This window comes from Acidiphilium sp. C61 (assembly GCF_905116885.1).
GTDB lineage: Bacteria > Pseudomonadota > Alphaproteobacteria > Acetobacterales > Acetobacteraceae > Acidiphilium.
In genome coordinates this window covers 1275430-1299250 of sequence record NZ_CAJHNI010000005.1, presented here as the reverse complement: position 1 = coordinate 1299250, position 23821 = coordinate 1275430, and the positions used below count along the sequence as shown (strand labels likewise).

The following is a 23821-nucleotide window of genomic DNA, read 5'->3' as shown; positions in this document are numbered from 1 at the left end:
ACGGACAAGCTCCAGTAAAGGCCGATCATGCGTCGCTCCACCCTCATGCTTTTCGTGCTTCCAGCTATCCTCGCCGGGTGCGCTGTGCCTGGCCGTCATGTGCCCGGGCCGTATGCCGGCGCGCCGTCGCTGGTGGATGTCGCGGCACTCACCGCGTTCAACGGGCGGCTTCCGCTGGTGACCATTCCCGAGGCGGTCGAGACATGGTCTCCCTCGGTGAAATATGCCGTGGATGCCGCACTCAAGATCAACCCCAAGGCGGAATTCCGGGTGGTCGTCACCGCACCTGCCGCGCGTGGCCCGGCCGAAGCCGAGCGGGCGATGGCCCGCCTCGCGCCACGCGCGGCCCAGGTCGCGGATGCGATCGTGGCCGACGGGGTGGCGGCGCAGCGCGTCTCGCTTGGTGCCGCGGCACCGCTCGCCGGCGTTCCCGCCCCTTCGGCTCCCGAGATCGTGGTCTTCGCGAAGTAATGCCTGTCGCGGATATCGCCGCGGCTGCGCTCCGTCTGCTGGAACCCGAGACGGCGCATGACGTCGCGCTGACCGGGTTGCGCCTCGGCCTCGCCGGGCGGCGCCAGATTCCCGCAGATCCGCGCCTTGCGATGTCGGCCTTCGGGCGGACGATATCGCTGCCAGTCGGGCTTGCCGCGGGGTTCGACAAGGACGCCGTCGCCCTTGCCGGGCTGTCCCGCCTCGGGTTCGGGTTCATCGAGGCCGGTACGGTGACTCGGCGGCCGCAGCAGGGCAATCCGAAGCCGCGCCTGTTCCGCCTCGCCGAGGACCGGGCGCTGATCAACCGGATGGGGTTCAACAATGGCGGCATCGAGGGGTTCGCCGCCCGCCTCGCCGGCGCCGACCGCACGCAAGCGGCGATCGGCGCCAATCTCGGGATCAACAAGGAAGGTGCGGACCCGCTGGCCGATTATCCGGCCCTGGTCCAGGCGGTGGCGCCGCATGCCGATTACATCGCCATCAACGTGTCCTCGCCGAACACGCCGGGCTTGCGCGACCTGCAGGCGACCGACCGGCTGGCCGCGATCCTCGATGCGATCCGCGCCGCGGCGCCGGGCGCGCCGCCGCTGTTCGTCAAGCTCGCGCCCGATCTCGACGAGGCGGTTCTGCCGGAGTTGGTGGAGATGGTGATTGGCCGGGGCGTTGCCGGGCTGATCGTCAGCAACACCACGCTCACCCGGCCCGACAGCCTGCGCGGCGTGGCGCGCGGCGAGGCGGGCGGCCTGTCCGGCGCGCCGCTGTTCAACCGCGCGACACGGATGCTGGCGCGGGTGCGCCTGCTTGCCGGCGACCGGCTGCTGCTGATCGGGGTCGGCGGTGTGGCGACGCCAGAGCAGGCGCTTGCCAAGTTCCGCGCCGGCGCCAGCCTCGTCCAGGTCTATACCTCCTTCGTCTATCAGGGACCGGCGGTGCTGCACCGCCTTGCCGCCGGGCTGTCCGCCCTGCTCGACCAGTATGGCGCGGCGACACTGGCCGGGCTTGTCGGCCGCGATGCCGACCGGCTCGCGGAGATCGCGCCATGACCGAAGCCCCGATGAGCGTCGAAGCCCTTGCCCGCGATCATGATGGCTTCATCGTCGATCTCTGGGGGGTGGTGCATGACGGGGTGCGGCCGTATCCCGGCGTTGCCGCCTGCCTCCGTCATCTGCGCGAGGCCGGCAAGCGCGTCGTCTTTCTCTCGAACGCGCCGCGCCGCAGGGAACCGGTTGCCGCCGCCCTGGCCGCGATGGGCATCGGCCCCGAGCTTTACGACGGGATCATGACCAGCGGCGAGGCCGTCCGCACCGCCCTGGTGTCGCGCACCGAGCCGGATTTCGCGGGGCTTGGCGAGCGGCTGTTCCATCTCGGCCCGCCGCGTGACCGCAACCTGTTCGATGATCTCGGCCTCGCCGAGGCCGACCGGCCGGAGGCGGCGGATTTCCTGCTCAATACCGGCCCCGACGATCTCGCACCGCCCGACGACCCGGCCGCCTTCGATCCGCTGCTCCGCGAGGCGCTCGGCGCCGGGCTGCCGATGATCTGCGCCAATCCGGATCTTGAGGTGATCCGCGACGGGCGCCGCATCATCTGTGCCGGGGCGCTGGCGCAGCGCTACGCCGCCTGGGGCGGGCGGGTGATCTGGCGCGGCAAGCCCGATCCCGCCGTCTATCGCCCGACCCTCGACATGCTCGGCACCGAGGCGGGGCGGACGATCGCGTTCGGCGACTCGCTGCGCACCGACATCGCCGGCGCGAAGGCGGCCGGCATCGCCTCGGTGCTCGTGCTGTCCGGCATCCATGTCGCCACGCCGGCGGAGGCGCGCGCGGATTGCGCGGCCGCCGGGCTCGATCCGCGCGCCATCATCGGCGGGTTCCGCTGGTAAGGGTTCATCCCCGCGCCGTTTCGTGATAGCGCCGGGAGCATGACAATCCGCGTCCGTTTTGCCCCGTCGCCCACCGGCATGCTCCATATCGGCGGCGCCCGCACCGCCCTGTTCAATTATCTCTTCGCCCGCCACCATGGCGGTCAGTTCCTGCTCCGCATCGAGGATACCGACCGCGAGCGCAGCACGCCCGAGGCGACGAAGGTGATCCTCGACGCGCTCGACTGGCTCGATCTCAAATCGGACGAACCGCCGGTCTATCAATCGACCCGCTATGCCCGCCATCGCGAGGTGGCCGAGCAGATGCTCGCCGCCGGCCAGGCCTATCGCTGCTACTGCTCGCGCGAGGAACTTGCCGAGATGCGGGCCGAGGCCGAGCGAAGCAAAAAACCGTTTCGTTATGACGGGCGCTGGCGCGACCGCGACCCGGCCGAAGCGCCGGCCGGGGTCGACCCCGTCATCCGCCTGCGGGCGCCACGCGAGGGCGAGACCGTGATCCACGATCTCGTCCAGGGCGAGGTGCGGGTGAAGAATGCCGAGCTGGACGACATGATCCTGCTGCGCTCCGACGGCACGCCGACCTATCTGCACGCCGTCGTGGTGGATGACCATGACATGGGGATCACCCATGTCATCCGCGGCGACGATCATCTGACCAACACGTTCCGCCAGGCCCAGATCTATGACGCGATGGGCTGGGCGCGGCCCAATTTCGCTCATATTCCGCTCATTCACGGCGCCGACGGCGCAAAGCTCTCGAAGCGCCACGGCGCCGTCTCGGTCCTGCAGTTCCGCGACGAGGGCTACCTGCCCGAGGCGCTCTGCAACTACCTGCTCCGCCTCGGCTGGGGCCATGGCGATGCCGAGATCCTGCCCCGCGAGGAGCAGGTTGCGCTGTTCGACCTCGATGGCGTCGGTCGCGCCGCGAGCCGGATGGATTATGCCAAGCTGCTCCATGTGAATGCGGTCTTCCTCCGCGCGGCCGAGGACGAACGCCTTGCTGCCGATGTCGTCGCCCGGCTGGAACGCGATCATGGCGTCGCGGTCGGCACCGAGGCGGCGGGGCGCATCGCGGTGCTGATGCCGGGGCTGAAGGAGCGCGCCCGCACCCTCGCCGAACTGGCGGAATCCGCCCTGTTCATCGCTCGCGAGGCACCGCTGCCGATGACCGAGAAGGCGGCCGCCCTGCTCACCGAGGCCGCGCGCGACGACCTCGCCGCCCTGCTGCTCGATTTCGACAACACCGATTTCTCGAAGGCGGCGCTGCACGAGGCGATGAAGGCCTATGCCGAGCGCGAGGAGAAGAAGCTCGGCGCCGTCGCCCAGCCGCTGCGCGCGGCGCTGACCGGCAGCACGGTCAGCCCGCCGATCGACGCGGTGATGGAGGCGCTGGGGCCGATCGAGGTGCGCAAGCGGATTTTCGCCGCCCTCGGCGAATAGAGCAGTTTCCGATCCTTTCGGATCGGATGGGTGCTCTATCCTATTGGTAAAACAGAGCCTCTGTTGTGCGCTGAAAAAATGGCGGGTGCCGCAAGGGCGCCCGCCATTCATGCTTTCAGCAGTGAGACGAACCGAAGATCAGCGATTGACCGCCTTCAGCCCCGCTTCCGGATAGCGCGTGCCGGCGACGGTGCCGGCCGGCATGATCCGCTCGATCGCGGCGAGGTCTTCCGGCGTCAGCGTCACGTCGATCGCGCCGATATTCTCGTCGAGATAGGCCCGGCGCTTGGTGCCCGGAATCGGCACGATATCCTCGCCCTGTGCGAGCACCCAGGCCAGCGCGAGCTGCCCGGCGGTGCAGTTCTTTTCCGCCGCCAGCGCCTTCACCTTGCCGACGAGTTCAAGGTTTTTGGTGAAATTATCGCCCTGGAAGCGCGGGGCGTGGCGGCGCCAGTCATCGGCGGCGAGATCGTCCGGCGTGCGGATCGCCCCGGTCAGGAAGCCGCGGCCGAGCGGCGAATAGGGCACGAAGCCGATCCCGAGTTCGCGCACGGTCGCGAAGATGTCGCCTTCCGGCTCGCGCGACCAGAGCGAGTATTCGGTTTGCAGCGCGGTGATCGGGTGGATCTTGTGCGCCCGGCGGATGGTGGCCGGCGCCGCCTCGGACAGGCCGAGATGCCGCACCTTGCCGGCCTTCACGAGGTCGGCCATCGCGCCCACCGTCTCCTCGATCGGCACGTTCGGATCGACGCGGTGCTGGTAATACAGGTCGATCGTGTCGATCCCGAGCCGCTGCAGCGAGGCGTCGCAGGCACGGCGCACATAGTCCGGCCGGCCGTTGATGCCGAGACGCTGGCGGTCTTCGCTGAATTCATTGCCGAACTTGGTGGCGAGGACGATCCTGCTCCGGTTCGCCTTCACGAAATTCGACAGCAGGCGCTCGTTGTCCCCGAAGCCGTACATGTCGGCCGAATCGAAGAAGGTGATGCCGCGTTCCAGCGCGCGGTCCAGCGTGGCGCGGGCTTCCGCCTCGTCGCGCCCGGCGTAGAAATCGGACATGCCCATGCAGCCGAGGCCGAGGGCGGAAACCGTGAGCGTGCCGAGTTTCCTTGTCTTCATGCGTGTCTCCATCTGTTGGGTTGCTGCCCATATGGGGCGTACGTTGCGGTGATGCAGCCCCGTTGCCATATCCACCGGGGCCGGGCGCGACGTGTCTCGCGCGACTCGACAGCGGGGCCGCGGCGCTGTATAGGCCAGCGCTCAATTGGAACGCGGGAGGTTCGGCCACGGGTGGCCGGGCCGGTTGAACCGCGGTCCATTGGCGTGTTTCGGGCTCGTCCCGCCGCACGCCTTCGGATCAGGAGTGCGCCTCATGGCGAAAAAAATTGTCGGCTATATCAAGCTGCAGATCCCTGCGGGCAAGGCCAATCCGTCGCCGCCCGTCGGTCCGGCGCTCGGCCAGCGCGGCCTCAACATCATGCAGTTCTGCAAGGATTTCAACGCGGCGACCCAGGGTATGGAAGTGGGCATGCCGGTCCCGGTGGTGATCACCGCCTTTGCTGACCGCACCTTCAGCTTCATCACCAAGACGCCGCCGAACACCTATTTCCTCAAGAAGGCCGCGGGCATCCAGAAGGGCTCGACCGCAACCGGCAAGGGTGCGACGGTCGGCAAGGTGACGATGAGCCAGCTGCGCGAGATCGCGCAGACCAAGATGGTGCACATGAACGCGAACGACGTCGACGGCGCGGTACGCATGCTGATCGGTTCGGCCCGCTCGATGGGTCTTTCGGTGGTGGAGGGCTGATCATGGCGAAGAACAAGCGGCTGGTGAAGGCGCAGTCCACTGTCGATGGCGCGAAGCTCTATCCGGTGATCGAGGCGATGGCGCTGGTGAAGTCCAACGCCACGGCGAAGTTCGACGAGACGGTCGAGCTGTCGCTCAATCTCGGCATCGATCCGCGTCATGCTGACCAGATGGTGCGCGGCCTGCTGAGCCTGCCGAACGGCACCGGCAAGACGCTGCGCGTCGGCGTGTTCGCGCGCGGCCCGAAGGCCGAGGAGGCGAAGGCGGCCGGTGCGGATGTGGTCGGCGCCGAAGACCTCGCGGAGCTGGTGCAGAACGGCACGATCGACTTCGACCGCTGCATCGCGACGCCGGACATGATGGCCCTGGTGGGGCGGCTCGGCAAGATTCTCGGCCCGCGCGGCCTGATGCCGAACCCGAAGCTCGGCACCGTCACGATGGACGTCAAGGGCGCGATCACCGCGGCCAAGTCCGGCCAGATCGAGTTCCGCGCCGAGAAGGCGGGCATCATCCATGCCGGTATCGGCAAGGCGAGCTTCGAGGTCGAGAAGCTGGTGGAAAATGCGAAGGCCCTGGTCGATGCGATCCAGAAGGCCAAGCCGGCCGGCGCCAAGGGGACGTATCTGCAGAAAGCCGCGCTGTCCTCCACGATGGGGCCGGGCGTGCGCGTGGATGTAGGCAGTCTTTCCGCCTGACGAGATGCGCCGGAGCTTCGGCTCCGGCCATGACGGGATCTGCCGGCGTGTGCCGGCGGTTCCGGACCTGTCCAAGACGGCATGTGGCGCAAGCCTTGAAGGGAAATCTCCCGCACGCCGGAGACGGGGATCGGAGCGTTTCGTTCCGATGGTTCCGGTCTGAGGACAGGCGAACGGTGGCCGGGATGGTCCCGGCCACTTGGGCAACCCGGCGGGATACGGTCCAAACGTATTTCGCCTGACGAGTGGAGATCGACGTGGATCGCGCACAAAAGCGTGAATTCGTGGACCAGCTCGCCGCGGTGTTCGCCGAGACATCAATGGTCGTGGTCAGCCGCAATGATGGTCTGACCGTGGCCGATGTCACGGCACTGCGTGTGAAGATGCGGGAAGCGGGCGCGCAGTACAAGGTGGCGAAGAACCGTCTGGCTCACCTCGCCTTGGAAGGGACCCGATTCGACGGACTTAAGCCGATGCTGAAGGGGCCGACCGCGATTGCGTGGTCGCAGGACCCGGTGGCGGTGGCGAAGGTGGCCGTCGAGTTCGCCAAGACCAACGAGAAGTTCGTGCTGGTCGGTGGCGCGCTTGGGACGCAGATGCTCGATGCATCCGGCGTCAGGGCGCTCGCCGAACTGCCGTCGCTCGATCAGCTTCGCGCCAAGCTCCTGGGTCTCATCCAGGCGCCGGCAACGAAGGTGGCGGGCGTGCTGCAGGCTCCGGCCGGCCAGCTCGCGCGGGTCTTTGCGGCCTATGCCAAGGCGGATGAGGCCGACGCGGCCTGAGACGAGATGAGGCGAGCCGGCATGTCCGGCTTGCATGGAACCAACTGAACGACTATTCTAAGGAATTGAACAATGGCTGATCTGGCAAATCTGGTTGAACAGCTTTCGAGCCTGACTGTTCTCGAAGCGGCGGAGCTTTCCAAGCTGCTCGAGGACAAGTGGGGCGTTTCGGCTGCGGCTCCGGTCGCGGTCGCAGCGGCGGCGCCTGCCGGCGCTCCTGCCGCGGCGGTCGAGGAGAAGACCGAATTCAACGTGATCCTCAAGTCCGCCGGCGACAAGAAGATCAACGTGATCAAGGAAATCCGCACGATCACCGGTCTTGGCCTGAAGGAAGCCAAGGATCTGGTCGAGGGCGCGCCGAAGACCGTGAAGGAAGGCGTGAACAAGGACGAGGCCGAGAAGATCAAGAAGGTTCTGGAAGAGCAGGGCGCATCTGTCGGCATCGAGTGATGTTGCATCGCGCCGCGCGGCTTTCGGGCCGGCGGCGCGACAGGACTGAAACTGGCGGGGTGCCCCATGGCACTCCGCCCGTTTGCTGTTGCGTGCCTCGGGTGAGGGCGGAGCGGTGGTTGACGACTGGCGGGGTTTCCCGCCGCTGACGCGGCGACGCCCGGGCTGATGGTAGCCCCGGGCCGCGGCGCGGTCACTGGAATGAAGATCGGGGTCTGAGCATGAATGCGATTTCGGGTGGCCTGAACAAAGTTTCCTTCACCAATCGCAAGCGCATCCGCAAGAGCTTCGGGCGTATCCCTGAAACCACGCCGATGCCGAATCTGATCGACGTGCAGCGCGCGAGCTATGACGCTTTCCTGCAGATGCACGTCTCGCCCGATTCCCGCACCAATTCGGGGTTGCAGGAAGTCTTCAAGTCGGTCTTCCCGATCGACGATTTCGCCGGTCGTGGCCGTCTTGAGTTTGTGTATTACGAGCTCGAGGAGCCGAAATACGACGTCGAGGAATGCATCCAGCGGGGCATGACCTATGCCGCGCCGCTCAAGGTGGTGTTGCGCCTGATCGTCTGGGATGTCGATGAAGACACCGGTGCGCGCTCGATCCGCGACATCAAGGAGCAGCCCGTTTACATGGGCGACATGCCGCTGATGACCGATAACGGCACCTTCGTCGTGAACGGCACCGAGCGCGTCATCGTCAGCCAGATGCACCGCAGCCCCGGCGTGTTCTTCGATCACGACAAGGGCAAGACCCATAGCTCCGGCAAGTATCTCTTCGCCGCCCGCGTCATTCCCTATCGCGGTTCCTGGCTCGATTTCGAATTCGACGCCAAGGACCTGATCTATGTCCGCATCGACCGCAAGCGGAAGCTGCCGGTCACGACGCTGCTCTACGCGCTGGAAGGCCGCGCCACCGAGGCGCTGCGTGCCGCCCGCGAGGCCAAGGGCGAAACGCTGGAGATCAGCGAGATTCGTGGCATGGATGCCGAGGAAATCCTCGGTTTCTTCTATGGCAAGGTGCCGTTCACCCGCACCCGCAATGCGGGCGGCGAGGCCGCCTGGGCGCGCCCGTTCGAGCCGGAAACCTTCCGCGGCGCCAAGCTGGTCGAGGATCTGGTGGACGCCGAGACCGGCGAGGTCGTGGCCAAGGCCGATGACAAGCTGACCGCCCGCACCGCGCGGCAGATCGCGACCAAGACCCGCTCCGTGCTGGTCAGCCGCGCCGATCTCATTGGCCGTTTCGTGGCGGAAGACCTTTTCGATCCGAATACCGGCGAGATTTTCGCCGATGCGGGCGAGGAGATTTCCGATGCCAAGCTGAAGGTGCTCGAGGATGCCGGGCTCGACGAGATCCCGACGCTTGCGATCGACCAGGCCAAGGGGCCGTGGATCCGCAACACGCTCGCCACCGACAAGAACAGCAGCCGCGAGGACGCGCTGATCGACATCTACCGGGTGATCCGTCCCGGCGAGCCGCCGACCTCGGAAACCGCCGAGGCGTTGTTCCGCGGCCTGTTCTTCGATTCCGAGCGCTACGACCTTTCGGCGGTCGGCCGCGTGAAGATGAACATGCGCCTCGGCGTCGAATGCGAGGACACGATGCGGGTGCTGCGCAAGGAAGACATCCTGCGCACCATCCAGATCATGTGCGAGCTGAAGGACGGCCGCGGCCAGATCGACGATATCGACAATCTCGGCAATCGTCGTGTCCGCTCGGTCGGCGAGCTGATGGAGAACCAGTATCGCGTCGGCCTGCTGCGCATGGAGCGCGCCATTCGCGAGCGCATGGGCTCGGTCGATATCGACGGGGTGATGCCGCACGACCTGATCAATGCCAAGCCGGCGGCGGCGGCGGTGAGGGAGTTCTTCGGCTCGTCGCAGCTTTCGCAGTTCATGGACCAGACCAATCCGCTTTCGGAAGTCACCCACAAGCGCCGCCTCTCGGCGCTTGGGCCGGGCGGTCTTACCCGCGAGCGGGCCGGGTTCGAGGTGCGCGACGTGCACCCGACGCATTATGGCCGCATCTGCCCGATCGAGACGCCGGAAGGCCCGAATATCGGCCTGATCAACTCGCTCGCGACCTTCGCCAAGGTGAACAAGTACGGTTTCATCGAGACGCCGTATCGCCTGGTGAAGGACGGCAAGGTGCTTGACGACTACAAGTACCTCTCCGCGATGGAGGAAGAGCGCCTCACCGTTGCCCAGGCCGATGCGCCGAAGCTGACCGACGGCACGCTGACCGAGGATCTGGTTTCGGTGCGCCGCAATGGCGATTTCCGTCTCGTCCGGCCGGAGGAGGTGACGGCGATCGACGTCTCGCCGCGCCAGCTCGTTTCGGTTGCGGCGGCGCTGATCCCGTTCCTTGAGAACGACGACGCCAACCGCGCGCTGATGGGCTCGAACATGCAGCGCCAGGCGGTGCCGCTGATCCGCTCCGATGCGCCGCTGGTCGGCACCGGCATGGAAGCGCCGGTGGCCCGCGATTCCGGCGCGACCATCGTGGCCCGCCGCGCCGGCGTGATCGACCAGATCGATGGCGCGCGCATCGTGGTGCGCGCCACCGGCGAGGACGGCACGACGCAGGGTGTGGATATCTACCGGCTGCGCAAATACATGCGGTCGAACCAGTCCACCTGCATCAACCAGCGTCCGCTGGTGCGCGTGGGCGACCGTGTCGGCGCCGGCGACATCATTGCCGATGGGCCGTCGACCGAGCTGGGCGAACTCGCGCTCGGGCGCAATGTGCTTTGCGCGTTCATGCCGTGGAATGGCTATAATTTCGAGGACTCGATCCTCATTTCCGAGCGTGTTGCCCGCGAGGACATGTTCACCTCGATCCATATCGAGGAATTCGAGGTGATGGCCCGCGACACCAAGCTCGGGCAGGAGGAGATCACCCGCGACATTCCGAATGTCGGCGAGGAGGCGCTTCGCAATCTCGACGAGGCCGGCATCGTCTATGTCGGGGCCGAGGTGAATCCGGGCGATATCCTGGTCGGCAAGGTGACGCCGAAGGGCGAGAGCCCGATGACGCCGGAGGAGAAGCTGCTCCGCGCGATTTTTGGCGAAAAGGCGTCGGACGTGCGCGACACGTCGCTGAAGCTGCCGCCGGGTGTGAATGGCACGGTGGTGGATGTGCGGGTGTTCAACCGCCGCGGCGTCGACAAGGACGAGCGTGCGCTGGCGATCGAACGCGCCGAGATCGAGCGTCTGGCCAAGGACCGCGACGACGAGCGCGCCATCCAGGAACGCGCCTTCCTCAACCGCCTGCGCGAGAAGTTGCTCGGCCAGGTGGCCGGGAGCGGCTACAAGGGCGTGCGTTCGGGCACCGAAATCACCACCGAGCTGCTGGCCGAGGTGCCGCGTGGCGCCTGGCGCAACCTGACGGTTCAGGACGACCGGGTGATGGCGGAGATCGAGACGCTGAAGCGCGAGTTCGATGCTGCCGTGCACAAGCTGCAGCAGCGTTTCGAGAGCAAGGTCGAGAAGCTGCAGCGTGGCGATGAAATGCCGCCGGGCGTGATGAAGATGGTCAAGGTGTTCATCGCGGTGAAGCGCAAGCTGCAGCCGGGTGACAAGATGGCTGGCCGGCATGGTAACAAGGGTGTGGTCTCGCGCGTCGTCCCGATCGAGGACATGCCGTTCCTCGAAGACGGCACCGCGGTCGATGTCGTGCTCAATCCGCTCGGCGTGCCGTCGCGCATGAATGTGGGGCAGATTCTCGAAACCCATCTCGGCTGGGCCTGCGCCAATCTCGGCAAGCAGATCGGCGAGGCGGTCGAGGCGTATCGCCGCGATGCGTCCGAGCGCACACGGTTGCACGAGATGCTCAAGAGCGCCTATGGCGAGGAGATCTACGAGCAGCAGATCGCTTCGATGTCGGAAGCCGAGGTGCGTGAACTGTGCGGCAACATCCGCAAGGGCGTGCCGATCGCGACCCCGGTGTTCGATGGTGCGCGCATCACCGATATCGAGGACATGCTGGCCAAGGCCGGTCTCGACGTTTCCGGCCAGATGACCGTGTTCGACGGCCGCACCGGCGAGCAGTTCGAGCGCAAGGTCACGGTGGGCTACATGTACATGCTCAAGCTCGGTCACATGGTGGACGACAAGATCCACGCCCGCTCGATCGGTCCCTACAGCCTCGTTACCCAGCAGCCGCTGGGCGGCAAGGCGCAGTTCGGCGGCCAGCGCTTCGGCGAGATGGAGGTCTGGGCGCTCGAGGCCTATGGCGCGGCGTATACGCTGCAGGAGATGCTGACCGTGAAATCGGACGACGTTTCCGGCCGCACCAAGGTCTATGAGGCGATCGTGCGCGAGCAGGATAATTTCGAGGCCGGCGTGCCCGAGAGCTTCAACGTCCTGACCAAGGAACTGAAGTCGCTCGGCCTCAACGTCGATCTCAACCAGTCAGCGGACTGAGCAGGACCGTTCGGATTTGTCATGGCGCGGGGCGGCGACCCCGTTCCGCGCTGATGAAAGGGACTATCGCATGAACGATTTGATGAAGATTCTCGGCCAGACCGGCCAGGCCGCCACGTTCGACCAGATCCGCATCCAGATCGCCTCGCCGGAGCAGATCCGCTCCTGGTCGTATGGCGAGATCAAGAAGCCCGAGACCATCAACTACCGGACCTTCAAGCCGGAGCGCGACGGCCTGTTCTGCGCCCGCATCTTCGGGCCGATCAAGGATTACGAGTGCCTTTGCGGCAAGTACAAGCGGATGAAATTCCGCGGCATCATCTGCGAGAAATGCGGCGTCGAGGTCACGCTGGCCAAGGTGCGCCGCGAGCGGATGGGGCATATCGAGCTGGCCTCGCCGGTCGCGCATATCTGGTTCCTGAAGTCGCTGCCGAGCCGCATCGCGACCATGGTCGAGATGACGCTGAAGGATCTGGAGAAGGTTCTCTATTTCGAGAGCTACATCGTTCTCGACCCCTACACGACCGATCTCAAGCGCTACCAGCTTCTCACCGAGGACGAGCTCTACGCCAAGCAGGACGAGTTCGGCGAGGACGGGTTCAAGGCCGGCATCGGCGCCGAGGCGGTGAAGTCGATCCTCGCTGGGGTCGACCTTGAGGCCGAGCGCGCGATCATGCGCGCCGATCTGAAGGAAGCGACCTCCGAGGCGAAGCGCAAGAAGCTGGTCAAGCGGCTCAAGCTGGTCGAGGCCTTCATCGAATCCGGCACTCGTCCGGAATGGATGATCATGGATGTCGTCCCGGTGATCCCGCCGGAACTGCGCCCGCTCGTGCCGCTGGATGGCGGCCGCTTCGCGACATCTGACCTGAACGATCTCTATCGCCGCGTCATCAACCGCAACAACCGCCTGAAGCGGCTGATCGAGCTGCGCGCGCCGGACATCATCGTGCGCAACGAGAAGCGCATGCTTCAGGAATCGGTGGACGCGCTGTTCGACAACGGCCGTCGCGGTCGTGCCATCACCGGCACCAACAAGCGGCCGCTCAAGTCGCTCTCCGACATGCTGAAGGGCAAGCAGGGCCGCTTCCGCCAGAACCTGCTCGGCAAGCGCGTCGACTATTCCGGCCGTTCGGTGATCGTGGTCGGGCCTGAGCTGAAGCTGCACCAGTGCGGCCTGCCGAAGAAGATGGCGCTGGAGCTGTTCAAGCCCTTCATCTACGCCAAGCTGGAGAAATACGGTCTCGCCACCACGATCAAGGCGGCGAAGCGGATGGTCGAGAAGGAACGCCCCGAGGTTTGGGACATTCTCGAGGAGGTGATCCGCGAGCATCCGGTGCTCCTCAACCGCGCGCCGACGCTGCATCGCCTCGGCATCCAGGCGTTCGAGCCGATCCTGATCGAGGGCAAGGCGATCCAGCTGCATCCGCTGGTCTGCACCGCCTTCAACGCGGATTTCGACGGCGACCAGATGGCGGTTCACGTGCCGCTCTCGATCGAGGCGCAGCTCGAGGCCCGCGTGCTGATGATGAGCACGAACAACATCCTCAACCCGGCCAACGGCAAGCCGATCATCGTGCCGAGCCAGGATATCGTGCTCGGCCTCTATTACCTCTCGCTCGAAACCCCGGCTTTCACCGCGGTCGAGGACAAGGAAGCGCCGCTGTTCGGCACGATGGGCGAGATCGAGCACGCGCTAGATTCCGGCTATCTCAAGCTGCACGACAAGATCCGCGCCCGTGTCGTCCGCACCCATCAGGATGGCACGCGCACGACCGAAGTGGTTCCGACCACGGCGGGCCGCATGATGATCGGCCAGCTTCTGCCCAAGCATCACGACGTGCCCTTCGCCCTGGTCAACCAGCTGCTGACCAAGAAGAAGGTGTCGGACGTGATCGATGCCGTCTACCGCCATTGCGGGCAGAAGGAGTCGGTCATTTTCTGCGACCGTCTGATGGGTGTCGGGTTCCGCCAGGCGGCCAAGGCCGGCATCTCCTTCGGCAAGGACGACATGGTCATCCCGGCCGAGAAATACGATCTGCTGGAAAAGACCCAGACCGAGGTCAAGGAATACGAGGCGCAGTATCACGACGGTCTCATCACCGCCGGCGAGCGCTACAACAAGGTGATCGACGCGTGGTCGCGCTGTAACGACGAGGTTGCCGCGGCGATGATGCGCGAGATCTCGCGGCAGGATCCCGGCAAGCCGACCAACTCGGTCTGGATGATGAGCCATTCGGGCGCGCGTGGGTCGCCGACCCAGATGCGCCAGCTCGCGGGCATGCGCGGCCTGATGGCCAAGCCGTCGGGCGAGATCATCGAACAGCCGATCCTCTCGAACTTCAAGGAAGGCCTGACCGTCGCCGAATACTTCAACTCGACCCACGGCGCCCGCAAGGGTCTCGCGGACACCGCGCTGAAGACGGCGAACTCCGGCTACCTCACCCGCCGTCTGGTGGACGTGGCGCAGGATTGCATCATCGTCAGCACCGATTGCGGCACCGAGCGCGGCCTGACCGTTCGGGCGGTGATGGATGGCGGCGAGGTCGTCTCCTCGATTTCGGAGCGGATTCTCGGCCGGACCGCGGCGGAAGACGTCCTCGACCCGACGGACGAGACGGTCATCGTCCGGGCGAATGAGCTGATCGGCGAGGTCGACTCGATGCATATCGAGAAGCTCGGCGTCGAGAGCGTGAAGATCCGCTCGGTCCTGACCTGCGAGGCCAAGGTGGGCGTTTGCGCCAAGTGCTACGGGCGCGACCTCGCCCGCGGCACGCCGGTCAATATCGGCGAGGCCGTCGGCGTGATTGCCGCCCAGTCGATCGGCGAGCCGGGCACGCAGCTGACCATGCGCACCTTCCATATCGGCGGTGCGGCGCAGCGTGGCGCCGAGCAGTCGAGCGTCGAGGCCAGCCATGACGGCACGGTGACGATCCGCAACCGCAACGTGGTGTCGAACTCGGCCGGCGCGCCAATCGTGATGAGCCGCAACTGCGAGATCGCGCTGAATGACGCGTCCGGCCGCGAGCGTGCCCGCTTCCGTGTGCCCTATGGCGCAAGGCTGCTGGTCGACGAGGACCAGACGGTGGCGCGCGGCCAGAAGCTCGCGGAGTGGGATCCGTATACCCTGCCGATCATCACCGAGCGCGCGGGTAACGTGGAATATGCCGATCTGCTCGAGGGCGTCACGCTGGTCGAACGGGTTGACGAGGTGACGGGCCTGACCTCGAAGGTCGTGGTGGACTACAAGCAGTCGGCGAAGGGGGCGGATCTGCGCCCGCGCCTCATCCTGAAGGATGAACGCGGCGAGGTGCTGCGCCTGGCGAACGGTGCGGAAGCCCGCTACTTCCTCAGCCCCGACTCGATCCTGTCGGTGGAAAACGGTGCGACCGTGCATGCCGGCGACGTTCTCGCCCGCATTCCGCGCGAGGGCAGCAAGACGCGCGACATCACCGGCGGTCTGCCGCGCGTCGCCGAACTTTTCGAGGCCCGCCGTCCGAAGGACCACGCGATCATCGCGGAAACCGATGGCCGCGTCGAATTTGGAAAGGATTACAAGGCGAAACGCCGCGTCATCGTGAAGAATGACGAGACGGGCGAGGAGACCGAGTATCTGGTGCCGAAGGGCAAGCACGTTTCGGTGCAGGAAGGCGACTACGTGCATCGCGGCGATCCGCTGGTCGACGGGCCGCGCGTTCCGCACGACATCCTGCGGGTCATGGGCGTCGAGGCGCTGTCCGAATATCTCATCAACGAGATCCAGGACGTCTACCGGTTGCAGGGCGTGAAGATCAACGACAAGCACATCGAGGTGGTCGTTCGCCAGATGCTGCAGAAAATCGAGATCACCGAGCCCGGCGATACGACGTATCTGATCGGCGAGCTGGTGGACCGGATCGAGTTCGAGGAAGAAAACGAGCGGCGTCTCCATGCCGGTGAACGGCCGGCCGGTGGCCTGCCGGTGCTGCAGGGTATCACCAAGGCCAGCCTGCAGACGCTCAGCTTCATCTCCGCGGCGTCGTTCCAGGAGACCACGCGCGTTCTCACCGAGGCGGCGACGGCCGGCAAGACCGACCAGCTGCTGGGCCTCAAGGAGAACGTCATCGTCGGCCGCCTCATTCCTGCCGGCACCGGCAGCGTGATGAGCCGCCTGCGTTCGATCGCGGCTGGCCGCGACCGCTCGACCCTGGCCTCCACCCGCACGGCACTGCCGGCGGCGGACTAGAGCATCATCCGATCAGATGGAAACATCTGATCGGATAAAGGTGCTGGGCTCCAGGTCGATATATCGCCGACCCCTGAAATTCGCGCGTGGATTTCAGGGGGCGGTGGACCTTCCCCCGACCCTGTTTTCAGGGTTCGGAGGCATGGGGCCGGTTGGTCCCGTTGCACGGAGCGATATGGCAAGACGAGCGCCTTCCAGTCCCAAGGGGTTGGAGGGCGTTTTCCTTTGTTCCGGCTTGAGTGCCGATGGGTCTCGGTCCGAACGGCGGCGTATCGGCCTGTTGCATGAGGCCGGTGGCTGGTGGCGGGCGCCAATCTTCATTCCTACATGAGCGATGCCTTCCAGAGAGGGGGCGGATGGATTCGGGTGTCGGCACGGGACCGGAACCCTGTGTGCGGCGCATGGCCACGTGCCGCATGTCGCGGGACCGGCCGAAAATGCCCTCGCGGCGCTTGACTTGCCGGTGATCCCCTCTTAAGGATGGCGACCTCAGCGAGGCCCGGGTTCGCCCGGTCGCGTGGCTCATTTACTCTCACGCTTGCGGCGCCGCTACCCCGCGAATTGGGTGGCTTAGGTCGCAGGTCTGGGTTTCCGCAGACGGGGATTACCTCGGCCTGCGGCATTGTTATGAGCGCGCGGCAAAGCGTAACCGGCAAGAAGGATCAGGATCGAGCATGCCGACTATCAACCAGTTGATCGCCAAGGGGCGCGAAGTTCGGGCCAAGCGTAACAAGGTGCCCGCGTTGCAGGGTTGCCCGCAGAAGCGTGGCGTCTGCACCCGCGTCTACACCACGACCCCGAAGAAGCCGAACTCGGCGCTCCGCAAGGTTGCCAAGGTGCGCCTGACGAACGGCTACGAGGTTGTGAGCTATATTCCTGGTGAAGGGCATAACCTGCAGGAGCACTCGGTTGTGTTGATCCGCGGCGGCCGCGTGAAGGACCTTCCGGGCGTGCGCTATCACATTCTGCGCGGCGTGCTGGATACGCAGGGCATTGCCAAGCGTCGTCAGCGCCGTTCGCTCTATGGCGCCAAGCGGCCGAAGTAAGGAGAGTTTCCGTGAGCAGACGCCATTCCGCCGTCAAGCGCGAAGTTTTGCCGGATCCCAAGTTCGGCGATGTCGTGATCAGCCGTTTCATGAACGTGCTTATGTATGACGGCAAGAAATCGGTTGCCGAATCCATCGTCTACGGCGCGCTTGACAGCCTGAAGAAGCGCGGCGGCCAGAATGCCGATCCGGTGCGCCTCTTCCATGAGGCACTCGACAACGTGAAGCCGGCCATCGAGGTCCGTTCGCGCCGCGTCGGCGGTGCGACGTATCAGGTCCCCGTCGAGGTTCGTACCGAACGCCGGCAGGCTCTCGCGATCCGCTGGATCATCGAGTCGGCCCGCAAGCGCGGCGAGCATACGATGGAAGACCGTCTCTCCAACGAGCTGCTCGATGCGGTGAACAATCGCGGAGCGGCCGTGAAGAAGCGTGAGGACACGCATCGCATGGCTGAGGCGAACAAGGCGTTCAGCCACTACCGCTGGTAACCAACCGTCATACTCCACCCCATCACGCCAGCACGGCGCTGAAGCAGATACGTTACGGAGATACCCATGGCCAAGGCTAAATTCGAGCGCACGAAGCCACACTGCAATATCGGCACGATCGGTCACGTCGACCACGGCAAGACCTCGCTCACCGCGGCGATCACCAAGGTGCTGGCCGAGTCCGGTGGCGCGACCTTCCGCGCGTATGACAGCATCGACGCGGCGCCCGAAGAGCGCGCTCGTGGCATCACGATCGCGACCGCTCACGTCGAATACGAGACCGCGAACCGTCACTACGCGCATGTCGACTGCCCGGGTCATGCCGACTATGTGAAGAACATGATCACCGGCGCGGCACAGATGGACGGCGCGATCCTGGTGGTTTCGGCCGCCGATGGCCCAATGCCGCAGACCCGCGAGCACATCCTGCTCGCCCGTCAGGTCGGCGTGCCGGCGCTCGTCGTGTTCCTCAACAAGATGGACATGGCCGATCCCGATCTCGTCGAGCTGGTCGAGATGGAAGTCCGCGACCTGCTGAGCAAGTACGAGTTCCCGGGCGACGATATCCCCATCATCAAGGGTTCGGCGCTGTGCGCTCTCGAGGACAGCAACGCTGAACTCGGCCGCGATGCGATCCTGAAGCTGATGGAAGCGGTGGACAGCTACATCCCGCAGCCGGAGCGCCCGAAGGACAAGCCGTTCCTGATGCCGGTCGAAGACGTGTTCTCGATCTCTGGCCGTGGCACCGTGGTGACCGGCCGTGTCGAGCGCGGCATCATCAAGGTTGGTGACGAAGTCGAGATCGTTGGTCTGAAGGCCACCGTGAAGACGACCGTGACCGGCGTCGAAATGTTCCGCAAGCTGCTCGACCAGGGCGAGGCCGGCGACAATATCGGCGCGCTGCTGCGTGGCACCAAGCGTGAAGATGTCGAGCGTGGCCAGGTTCTCGCCGCGCCGGGCTCGATCACCCCGCACACCAACTTCTCCGGTTCGGTCTACATCCTGAACAAGGAAGAAGGTGGCCGTCACACGCCGTTCTTCACCAACTACCGTCCGCAGTTCTACTTCCGCACTACCGACGTGACCGGTGTGGTGAGCCTGCCGGAAGGTGTCGAGATGGTGATGCCGGGTGACAACGTGACCGTTGCCGTCGAGCTCATCGCGCCGATCGCGATGGATGAAGGCCTCCGCTTCGCGATCCGCGAAGGTGGCCGGACGGTTGGTTCGGGCGTCGTCGCGAGCATCACGAAGTAACCGCTTGCCTGGTTGAGTTGGTCGGCCGCCATCCGGTCTGAACCGGGTGGCGGCCGCCAGATTTGTTTCGGACTAGCGCGCGGCCCGAATGGGCGGACCGGGCGTTCCGTGTAAAGATTGCAGGTTTCGACGATGGACAGTCAGAATATTCGCATTCGCCTGAAGGCGTACGATCACCGGGTGCTCGATAACAGCACCAGGGAGATTGTGAACACGGCGAAGCGCACGGGCGCCCAGGTGCGCGGACCGATTCCGCTGCCGACGCATATCGAGCGGTTCACCGTGAACCGTTCGCCGCATGTCGACAAGAAGAGCCGCGAGCAGTTCGAAATCCGGACCCATCGCCGCCTGCTCGACATTGTCGAACCGACCGCGCAGACCGTGGACGCGCTGATGAAGCTCGACCTCGCGGCCGGCGTCGACGTCGAGATCAAGATCTGAGCAGAGAATGAGTGTGATGCGCACCGGTATTATTGCAAAGAAGCTGGGGATGACCCGGCTGTTCAGGGAAGACGGCACGCATGTGCCGGTGACCGTGCTGCACATGGATGATGTGCGCGTGGTCTCTGCCCGCACCCAGGAGCGTGATGGCTACGCAGCCGTCCAGCTCGGCTTCGGTCACGCGAAGACAAAGAACGTGACCAAGCCGATGAAGGGTCATTACGCGGCAGCCAAGGTCGAGCCGGCGATGAAACTCGTCGAGTTCCGGGTTGCCGATGATGCGGTTCTGGAAGCGGGCCAGGTTCTTTCGGCGGCGCATTTCACCGTTGGGCAGAAGGTCGACGTTGCTGGCATCAGCAAGGGCAAGGGGTTCGCCGGCGCGATGAAGCGCTGGAACTTCAGCGGCCTTGAAGCCACGCACGGCGTCTCGATCAGCCACCGTTCGCACGGTTCGACGGGTAACCGTCAGGATCCGGGCAAGACCTTCAAGAACAAGAAGATGGCCGGGCATCTCGGCGTCGAGCGCATCACCACTCTCAACCTGGAAGTGGCCGCGATCGACGAGGCGCGCAACCTGATCATGATCAAGGGTGCCGTTCCGGGGTCCAAGGACGGATACGTCCTGGTGCGCGATGCAGTGAAGAAGGCCCGTCCCGCCGACGCGGCCTATCCTGCGGCACTGAAGGCCTGAGGAGTCCGACATGCAGATCGATATTTCCACCCTCGATGCCGGTAACGCCGGCAAGGCTGAACTGCCCGAGGAATATTTTGGTGCAACGCCGCGTGCCGACATCATGGCGCGTGTTGTTCACTGGCAGCTCGCGAAGCGCCGCGCCGGCACCCACAAGGTGAAGGGCATGGGCGAGGTGAGCGGCACGACCAAGAAGCCGTATCGCCAGAAGGGCACCGGCAATGCTCGCCAGGGCTCGCTGCGTGCGCCGCAGTTCCGCACCGGCGGCGCAGTGCATGGCCCGGTTGTCCGCGATCACGGGTATTCGCTGAACAAGAAAGTTCGCCGTCTGGGGCTGATCTCGGCGCTGTCGCAGAAGCTGGCCGAGGGCAAGCTTGTCGTGCTCGACACGGTGTCCGGTGTCTCGAAGACGAGCGAGCTGAATGTCAAGCTGAAGAAGCTTGGCTGGGGCCGCACGCTGGTTGTCGATGCCGTCGTTGACGCCGACTTTGCGCGTGCAAGCCGCAACCTGATCGGGATCGACGTGCTGCCGGTTGTTGGCGCCAATGTCTATGACATTCTTCAGCACGATACGCTGGCCATCACGGCTGCCGGGCTCGAGGGGCTGAAGGCGCGTCTCGACGGCGTGAAGTCGGGCGCCGCCAACGAGGAGATTGCGGCATGAGCGAGACTGTTGAAAACAAGTCCGGTGCGAAGAAGCCTGTGCTGTCGCGCGAGGCGATGTTCGACATCATCCGTGGTCCGCTGATCACCGAGAAGGCGACGGCGCTGTCGGAAAAGAACCAGGTCGGCTTCAAGGTTTCGCTCGACGCGACCAAGCCCGGCATCAAGGCGGCGGTCGAGACCCTGTTCGGCGTGAAGGTGCTGAACGTGAACACGCTGGTTCAGAAGGGCAAGACTAAGCGGTTCAAGGGCCGCCCGGGTCGCCGTTCGGATTTCAAGAAGGCGTTCGTGACGCTGGCCGAGGGTCAGTCGATCGATTTCACGACGCGGCTGGCGTAAGGCGAGACTGAAACATGGCACTCAAGCATTTTAAACCGGTTACGGCGAGCCTTCGCGGCACCGTGCTGGTTGACCGGTCCGAGCTCTGGAAGGGCAAGCCGGTCAAGGGTCTGACCGAGGGGCTGAGCAGCTCGGGCGGGCGCAACAACCATGGCCGAACCACGGTCCGGTTCCGTGGCGGCGGACACAAGCGCGCCTATCGCGTCGTCGATTTCAAGCGCCGCAAATTCTATATGGCGGCGACGGTCGAGCGTCTTGAATATGATCCGAACCGTTCGGCCTTCCTTGCGCTCGTTAAGTACGAGGATGGCGAGCTCGCCTACATCCTCGCGCCACAGCGCCTCAAGGTTGGCGATCAGGTCGTCTCCGGCGTAAAGGTCGACGTGAAGCCGGGCAACTCGATGCCGCTCGCGGCCATTCCGGTTGGCACGATCATTCACAATATCGAGCTGAAGGCCGGCGCTGGCGGCAAGCTCGCGCGGTCCGCCGGGACGTTCGCTCAGCTCGTCGGCAAGGACCAGGGCTATGCCCAGGTCAAGCTGATGTCCGGCGAATTGCGGTTGATCCGTGGCGAGTGCATGGCGTCGATCGGTGCGGTGTCGAACCCCGATCACTCCAACCAGCAGCTCGGCAAGGCTGGACGCAAGCGCTGGCTGGGTCGTCGTCCTCATAACCGCGGCGTCGCGATGAACCCGGTCGATCACCCGCTGGGTGGTGGCGAGGGTCGCACCTCCGGTGGTCGCAACCCGGTTACCCCGTGGGGCAAGCCGACCAAGGGTGCGAAGACGCGTGCGAACAAGCGGACTGACGGCCTTATCATCCGCCGTCGCAAAGTCGGGAAGGGCTGATCGAGATGACACGTTCCGTCTGGAAAGGCCCGTTCGTCGACGGGTACATGCTGAACAAGGCCGAGGCTTCCCGTGCGTCGGGCCGCAACGAGATCATCAAGATCTGGTCGCGCCGCTCGACCATCTTGCCCCAGTTCGTCGGTCTTACCTTCGGCGTCTATAATGGCCGGAAGTTCCTCCCGGTTCAGGTGTCCGAGAATATGGTCGGGCACAAATTCGGCGAGTTCTCACCGACCCGCACGTTCAACGGCCACGCGGCCGACAAGAAGGCGAAGCGAGGCTGATATGAGCAAACCGAATTATCCGCGCACGCTCGCGGACTCCGAGGCCGAGGCGGTGCTGCGCAATCTGCGCTGCAGCCCGCGCAAGCTCAACGTCGTCGCGGCGTCGATCCGCAACCAGCCGGCTGGCAAGGCCATCGCCGATCTCGCTTTCAGCAAGCGGCGCATCGCGAAGGACGTCAAGAAGCTGCTGGAATCGGCCATCGCCAATGCCGAGAACAATCATCAGCTGGATGTCGATCGTCTGGTCGTCACGACTGCGGATGTCGGTCGTTCGATCGTGATGCGGCGGTTCCACGCTCGCGGCCGCGGCCGTGCGGCGCGCGTGGAGAAGTGGTTCAGCCATCTGCGCATTGTCGTGGCCGAGCGTGACATCGAGACTAAGGCCGACCGCCGCGCCCGGCGCGCGACGGCCAAGCCGGCGGCGAGTGCCAGCCCGGCGGCGAATGAAGGGGTGCCTGCGTAATGGGTCACAAAGTCAATCCGATCGGGCTGCGGCTCGGCATCAATCGCACCTGGGACAGCCGCTGGTTTGCCGGCGCGGATTACGCGTCGCTCCTGCATGATGACCTGAAGCTGCGCGAGCATCTGCTCACCCGGCTCGCCGGTGCTGGCGTGTCGAAGGTGCTGATCGAGCGCCCGGCCAAGAAGCCGCGCGTGACGATCTATGCCGCGCGTCCTGGCGTTGTCATCGGCAAGAAGGGCCAGGATATCGACGTGCTCAAGAAAGAGCTGTCGGTGATGGCCCGCGCCGATGTCTCGCTGAACATCGTTGAAATCCGCAAGCCGGAAATCGATGCGACGCTCGTTGCGCAGAACATCGCGCAGCAGCTGGAGCGCCGCGTGGCGTTCCGCCGTGCGATGAAGCGGTCTGTTCAGTCCGCGATGCGCCTCGGCGCGCAGGGTATTCGGATCAACTGCGGCGGCCGTCTCGGCGGGGCCGAGATCGCGCGGATGGAATGGTATCGTGAGGGCCGCGTTCCGCTGCACACGCTCCGGGCCGACATCGATTTCGGTGTTGCCACGGCGAAGACCACCTATGGCACGTGTGGCGTGAAGGTGTGGATCTTCAAGGGCGAGATCATGGCGCACGATCCGTTGGCGCAGGACCGGCGCATCGCCGAACAGGCGCCGCAGCGCTGAGCCGGAGCAGATAACATGTTGTCACCAAAGCGTACGAAATTCCGCAAGGCGCACAAGGGTCGCATCCACGGCACCGCCAAGGGAAACACGCAGCTCAATTTCGGCCAGTTCGGCCTGAAGGCGCTCGAGCCGGAACGGATCACTGCGCGGCAGATCGAGTCGGCCCGTCGTGCCATCACGCGTCAGATGAAGCGTGCCGGCCGCGTGTGGATCCGTATTTTCCCGGATCTGCCAGTCTCGACCAAGCCGGCCGAAGTCCGCATGGGCTCCGGCAAGGGTAGCCCGGAATTCTGGGTTGCCCGCGTGCAGCCGGGCCGGATCATGTTCGAGATCGACGGTGTGGCCGAAGGCATCGCGCGGGAGGCCTTGAAGCTCGGGGCTGCGAAGCTGCCGATCAAGACCAAGATCGTCACCCGTATCGGGGAGGCCTGAG

23 protein-coding genes are annotated in these 23821 nt (G+C 65.1%); 22 read left to right on the top strand and 1 reads right to left on the bottom strand.

Annotation, left to right across the window (positions count from 1 at the left end):
* The first annotated feature begins 27 nt into the window (after positions 1-27).
* From HUW10_RS08910 to gltX, 4 genes are read left to right on the top strand one after another with little or no spacing between them, the layout of a single operon-like run.
* Positions 28-471, top strand: a complete 444-nt coding sequence (locus HUW10_RS08910; RefSeq protein WP_174503172.1) for a hypothetical protein — start codon at positions 28-30, stop codon at positions 469-471.
* Positions 471-1535, top strand: a complete 1065-nt coding sequence (locus tag HUW10_RS08905) for a quinone-dependent dihydroorotate dehydrogenase (RefSeq protein WP_174503171.1) — start codon at positions 471-473, stop codon at positions 1533-1535. Before HUW10_RS08910 ends, HUW10_RS08905 begins: the two co-directional genes overlap by 1 nt.
* The gene (locus tag HUW10_RS08900; protein WP_174503170.1) at positions 1532-2374 is read left to right on the top strand and encodes a TIGR01459 family HAD-type hydrolase; all 843 of its coding nucleotides are present in this window, start codon (positions 1532-1534) and stop codon (positions 2372-2374) included. The genes HUW10_RS08905 and HUW10_RS08900 overlap by 4 nt, the downstream gene beginning before the upstream one ends.
* A 39-nt stretch (positions 2375-2413) precedes the next feature.
* Complete coding sequence (gltX, locus tag HUW10_RS08895) at positions 2414-3814, top strand: glutamate--tRNA ligase (RefSeq protein WP_174503169.1); 1401 nt, start codon at positions 2414-2416, stop codon at positions 3812-3814.
* Positions 3815-3952: 138 nt separating this feature from the next.
* Here the strand turns inward: gltX and HUW10_RS08890 are convergent, their stop codons facing one another.
* Positions 3953-4933, bottom strand: a complete 981-nt coding sequence (locus tag HUW10_RS08890; RefSeq protein WP_174503168.1) for an aldo/keto reductase — start codon at positions 4931-4933, stop codon at positions 3953-3955.
* A gap of 253 nt (positions 4934-5186) precedes the next feature.
* Here HUW10_RS08890 and rplK point away from each other — a divergent pair, with 253 nt between their 5' ends.
* The 18 genes from rplK (at position 5187) to rplP (ending at position 23820) form a co-directional block, all read left to right on the top strand.
* Positions 5187-5621 (top strand): 50S ribosomal protein L11, encoded by a 435-nt coding sequence (rplK, locus tag HUW10_RS08885; protein WP_174504815.1) that lies wholly within the window; start codon positions 5187-5189, stop codon positions 5619-5621.
* Positions 5622-5623: 2 nt separating this feature from the next.
* Positions 5624-6316 (top strand): 50S ribosomal protein L1, encoded by a 693-nt coding sequence (gene rplA, locus HUW10_RS08880; RefSeq protein WP_174503167.1) that lies wholly within the window; start codon positions 5624-5626, stop codon positions 6314-6316.
* 257 nt (positions 6317-6573) lie between these two features.
* Complete coding sequence (gene rplJ, locus HUW10_RS08875; RefSeq protein WP_174503166.1) at positions 6574-7098, top strand: 50S ribosomal protein L10; 525 nt, start codon at positions 6574-6576, stop codon at positions 7096-7098.
* A gap of 72 nt (positions 7099-7170) precedes the next feature.
* Positions 7171-7548 (top strand): 50S ribosomal protein L7/L12, encoded by a 378-nt coding sequence (gene rplL / locus HUW10_RS08870; RefSeq protein WP_174503165.1) that lies wholly within the window; start codon positions 7171-7173, stop codon positions 7546-7548.
* Positions 7549-7769: 221 nt separating this feature from the next.
* Positions 7770-11972: a DNA-directed RNA polymerase subunit beta gene (rpoB, locus tag HUW10_RS08865; protein WP_174503164.1), complete on the top strand. Its 4203-nt coding sequence runs from the start codon at positions 7770-7772 to the stop codon at positions 11970-11972.
* Between the two features lie 70 nt (positions 11973-12042).
* On the top strand, positions 12043-16194 hold the full coding sequence (gene rpoC, locus HUW10_RS08860; RefSeq protein ID WP_174503163.1) for a DNA-directed RNA polymerase subunit beta': 4152 nt from the start codon (positions 12043-12045) through the stop codon (positions 16192-16194).
* Between the two features lie 674 nt (positions 16195-16868).
* A complete protein-coding gene (gene rpsL, locus HUW10_RS08855; RefSeq protein ID WP_007424169.1) occupies positions 16869-17240 on the top strand; it encodes a 30S ribosomal protein S12 in 372 nt (123 codons plus the stop codon).
* Positions 17241-17251: 11 nt separating this feature from the next.
* A complete protein-coding gene (gene rpsG, locus HUW10_RS08850) occupies positions 17252-17728 on the top strand; it encodes a 30S ribosomal protein S7 (RefSeq protein WP_174503162.1) in 477 nt (158 codons plus the stop codon).
* A gap of 66 nt (positions 17729-17794) precedes the next feature.
* Positions 17795-18982 (top strand): elongation factor Tu, encoded by a 1188-nt coding sequence (tuf, locus tag HUW10_RS08845; RefSeq protein ID WP_174503161.1) that lies wholly within the window; start codon positions 17795-17797, stop codon positions 18980-18982.
* 132 nt (positions 18983-19114) lie between these two features.
* Positions 19115-19423, top strand: a complete 309-nt coding sequence (gene rpsJ, locus HUW10_RS08840; protein ID WP_174504814.1) for a 30S ribosomal protein S10 — start codon at positions 19115-19117, stop codon at positions 19421-19423.
* A gap of 16 nt (positions 19424-19439) precedes the next feature.
* Positions 19440-20114, top strand: a complete 675-nt coding sequence (rplC, locus tag HUW10_RS08835; protein ID WP_174504813.1) for a 50S ribosomal protein L3 — start codon at positions 19440-19442, stop codon at positions 20112-20114.
* A 10-nt stretch (positions 20115-20124) separates the two neighbouring features.
* Positions 20125-20778: a 50S ribosomal protein L4 gene (gene rplD / locus HUW10_RS08830; RefSeq protein WP_174503160.1), complete on the top strand. Its 654-nt coding sequence runs from the start codon at positions 20125-20127 to the stop codon at positions 20776-20778.
* Between the two features lie 41 nt (positions 20779-20819).
* Positions 20820-21116 carry a 50S ribosomal protein L23 gene (locus HUW10_RS08825; RefSeq protein WP_174504812.1) on the top strand — a complete coding sequence of 99 codons (297 nt, stop codon included), beginning with the start codon at positions 20820-20822 and terminating at the stop codon, positions 21114-21116.
* A 14-nt stretch (positions 21117-21130) separates the two neighbouring features.
* Positions 21131-21964: a 50S ribosomal protein L2 gene (rplB, locus tag HUW10_RS08820; RefSeq protein ID WP_174503159.1), complete on the top strand. Its 834-nt coding sequence runs from the start codon at positions 21131-21133 to the stop codon at positions 21962-21964.
* Between the two features lie 5 nt (positions 21965-21969).
* Positions 21970-22248 carry a 30S ribosomal protein S19 gene (gene rpsS, locus HUW10_RS08815; RefSeq protein WP_174503158.1) on the top strand — a complete coding sequence of 93 codons (279 nt, stop codon included), beginning with the start codon at positions 21970-21972 and terminating at the stop codon, positions 22246-22248.
* Position 22249: 1 nt separating this feature from the next.
* Positions 22250-22711 carry a 50S ribosomal protein L22 gene (rplV, locus tag HUW10_RS08810; RefSeq protein WP_174503157.1) on the top strand — a complete coding sequence of 154 codons (462 nt, stop codon included), beginning with the start codon at positions 22250-22252 and terminating at the stop codon, positions 22709-22711.
* The gene (gene rpsC / locus HUW10_RS08805) at positions 22711-23388 is read left to right on the top strand and encodes a 30S ribosomal protein S3 (protein ID WP_174503156.1); all 678 of its coding nucleotides are present in this window, start codon (positions 22711-22713) and stop codon (positions 23386-23388) included. The genes rplV and rpsC overlap by 1 nt, the downstream gene beginning before the upstream one ends.
* 15 nt (positions 23389-23403) lie before the next feature.
* Positions 23404-23820, top strand: a complete 417-nt coding sequence (rplP, locus tag HUW10_RS08800; RefSeq protein ID WP_174503155.1) for a 50S ribosomal protein L16 — start codon at positions 23404-23406, stop codon at positions 23818-23820.
* Position 23821 lies beyond the last annotated feature (1 nt).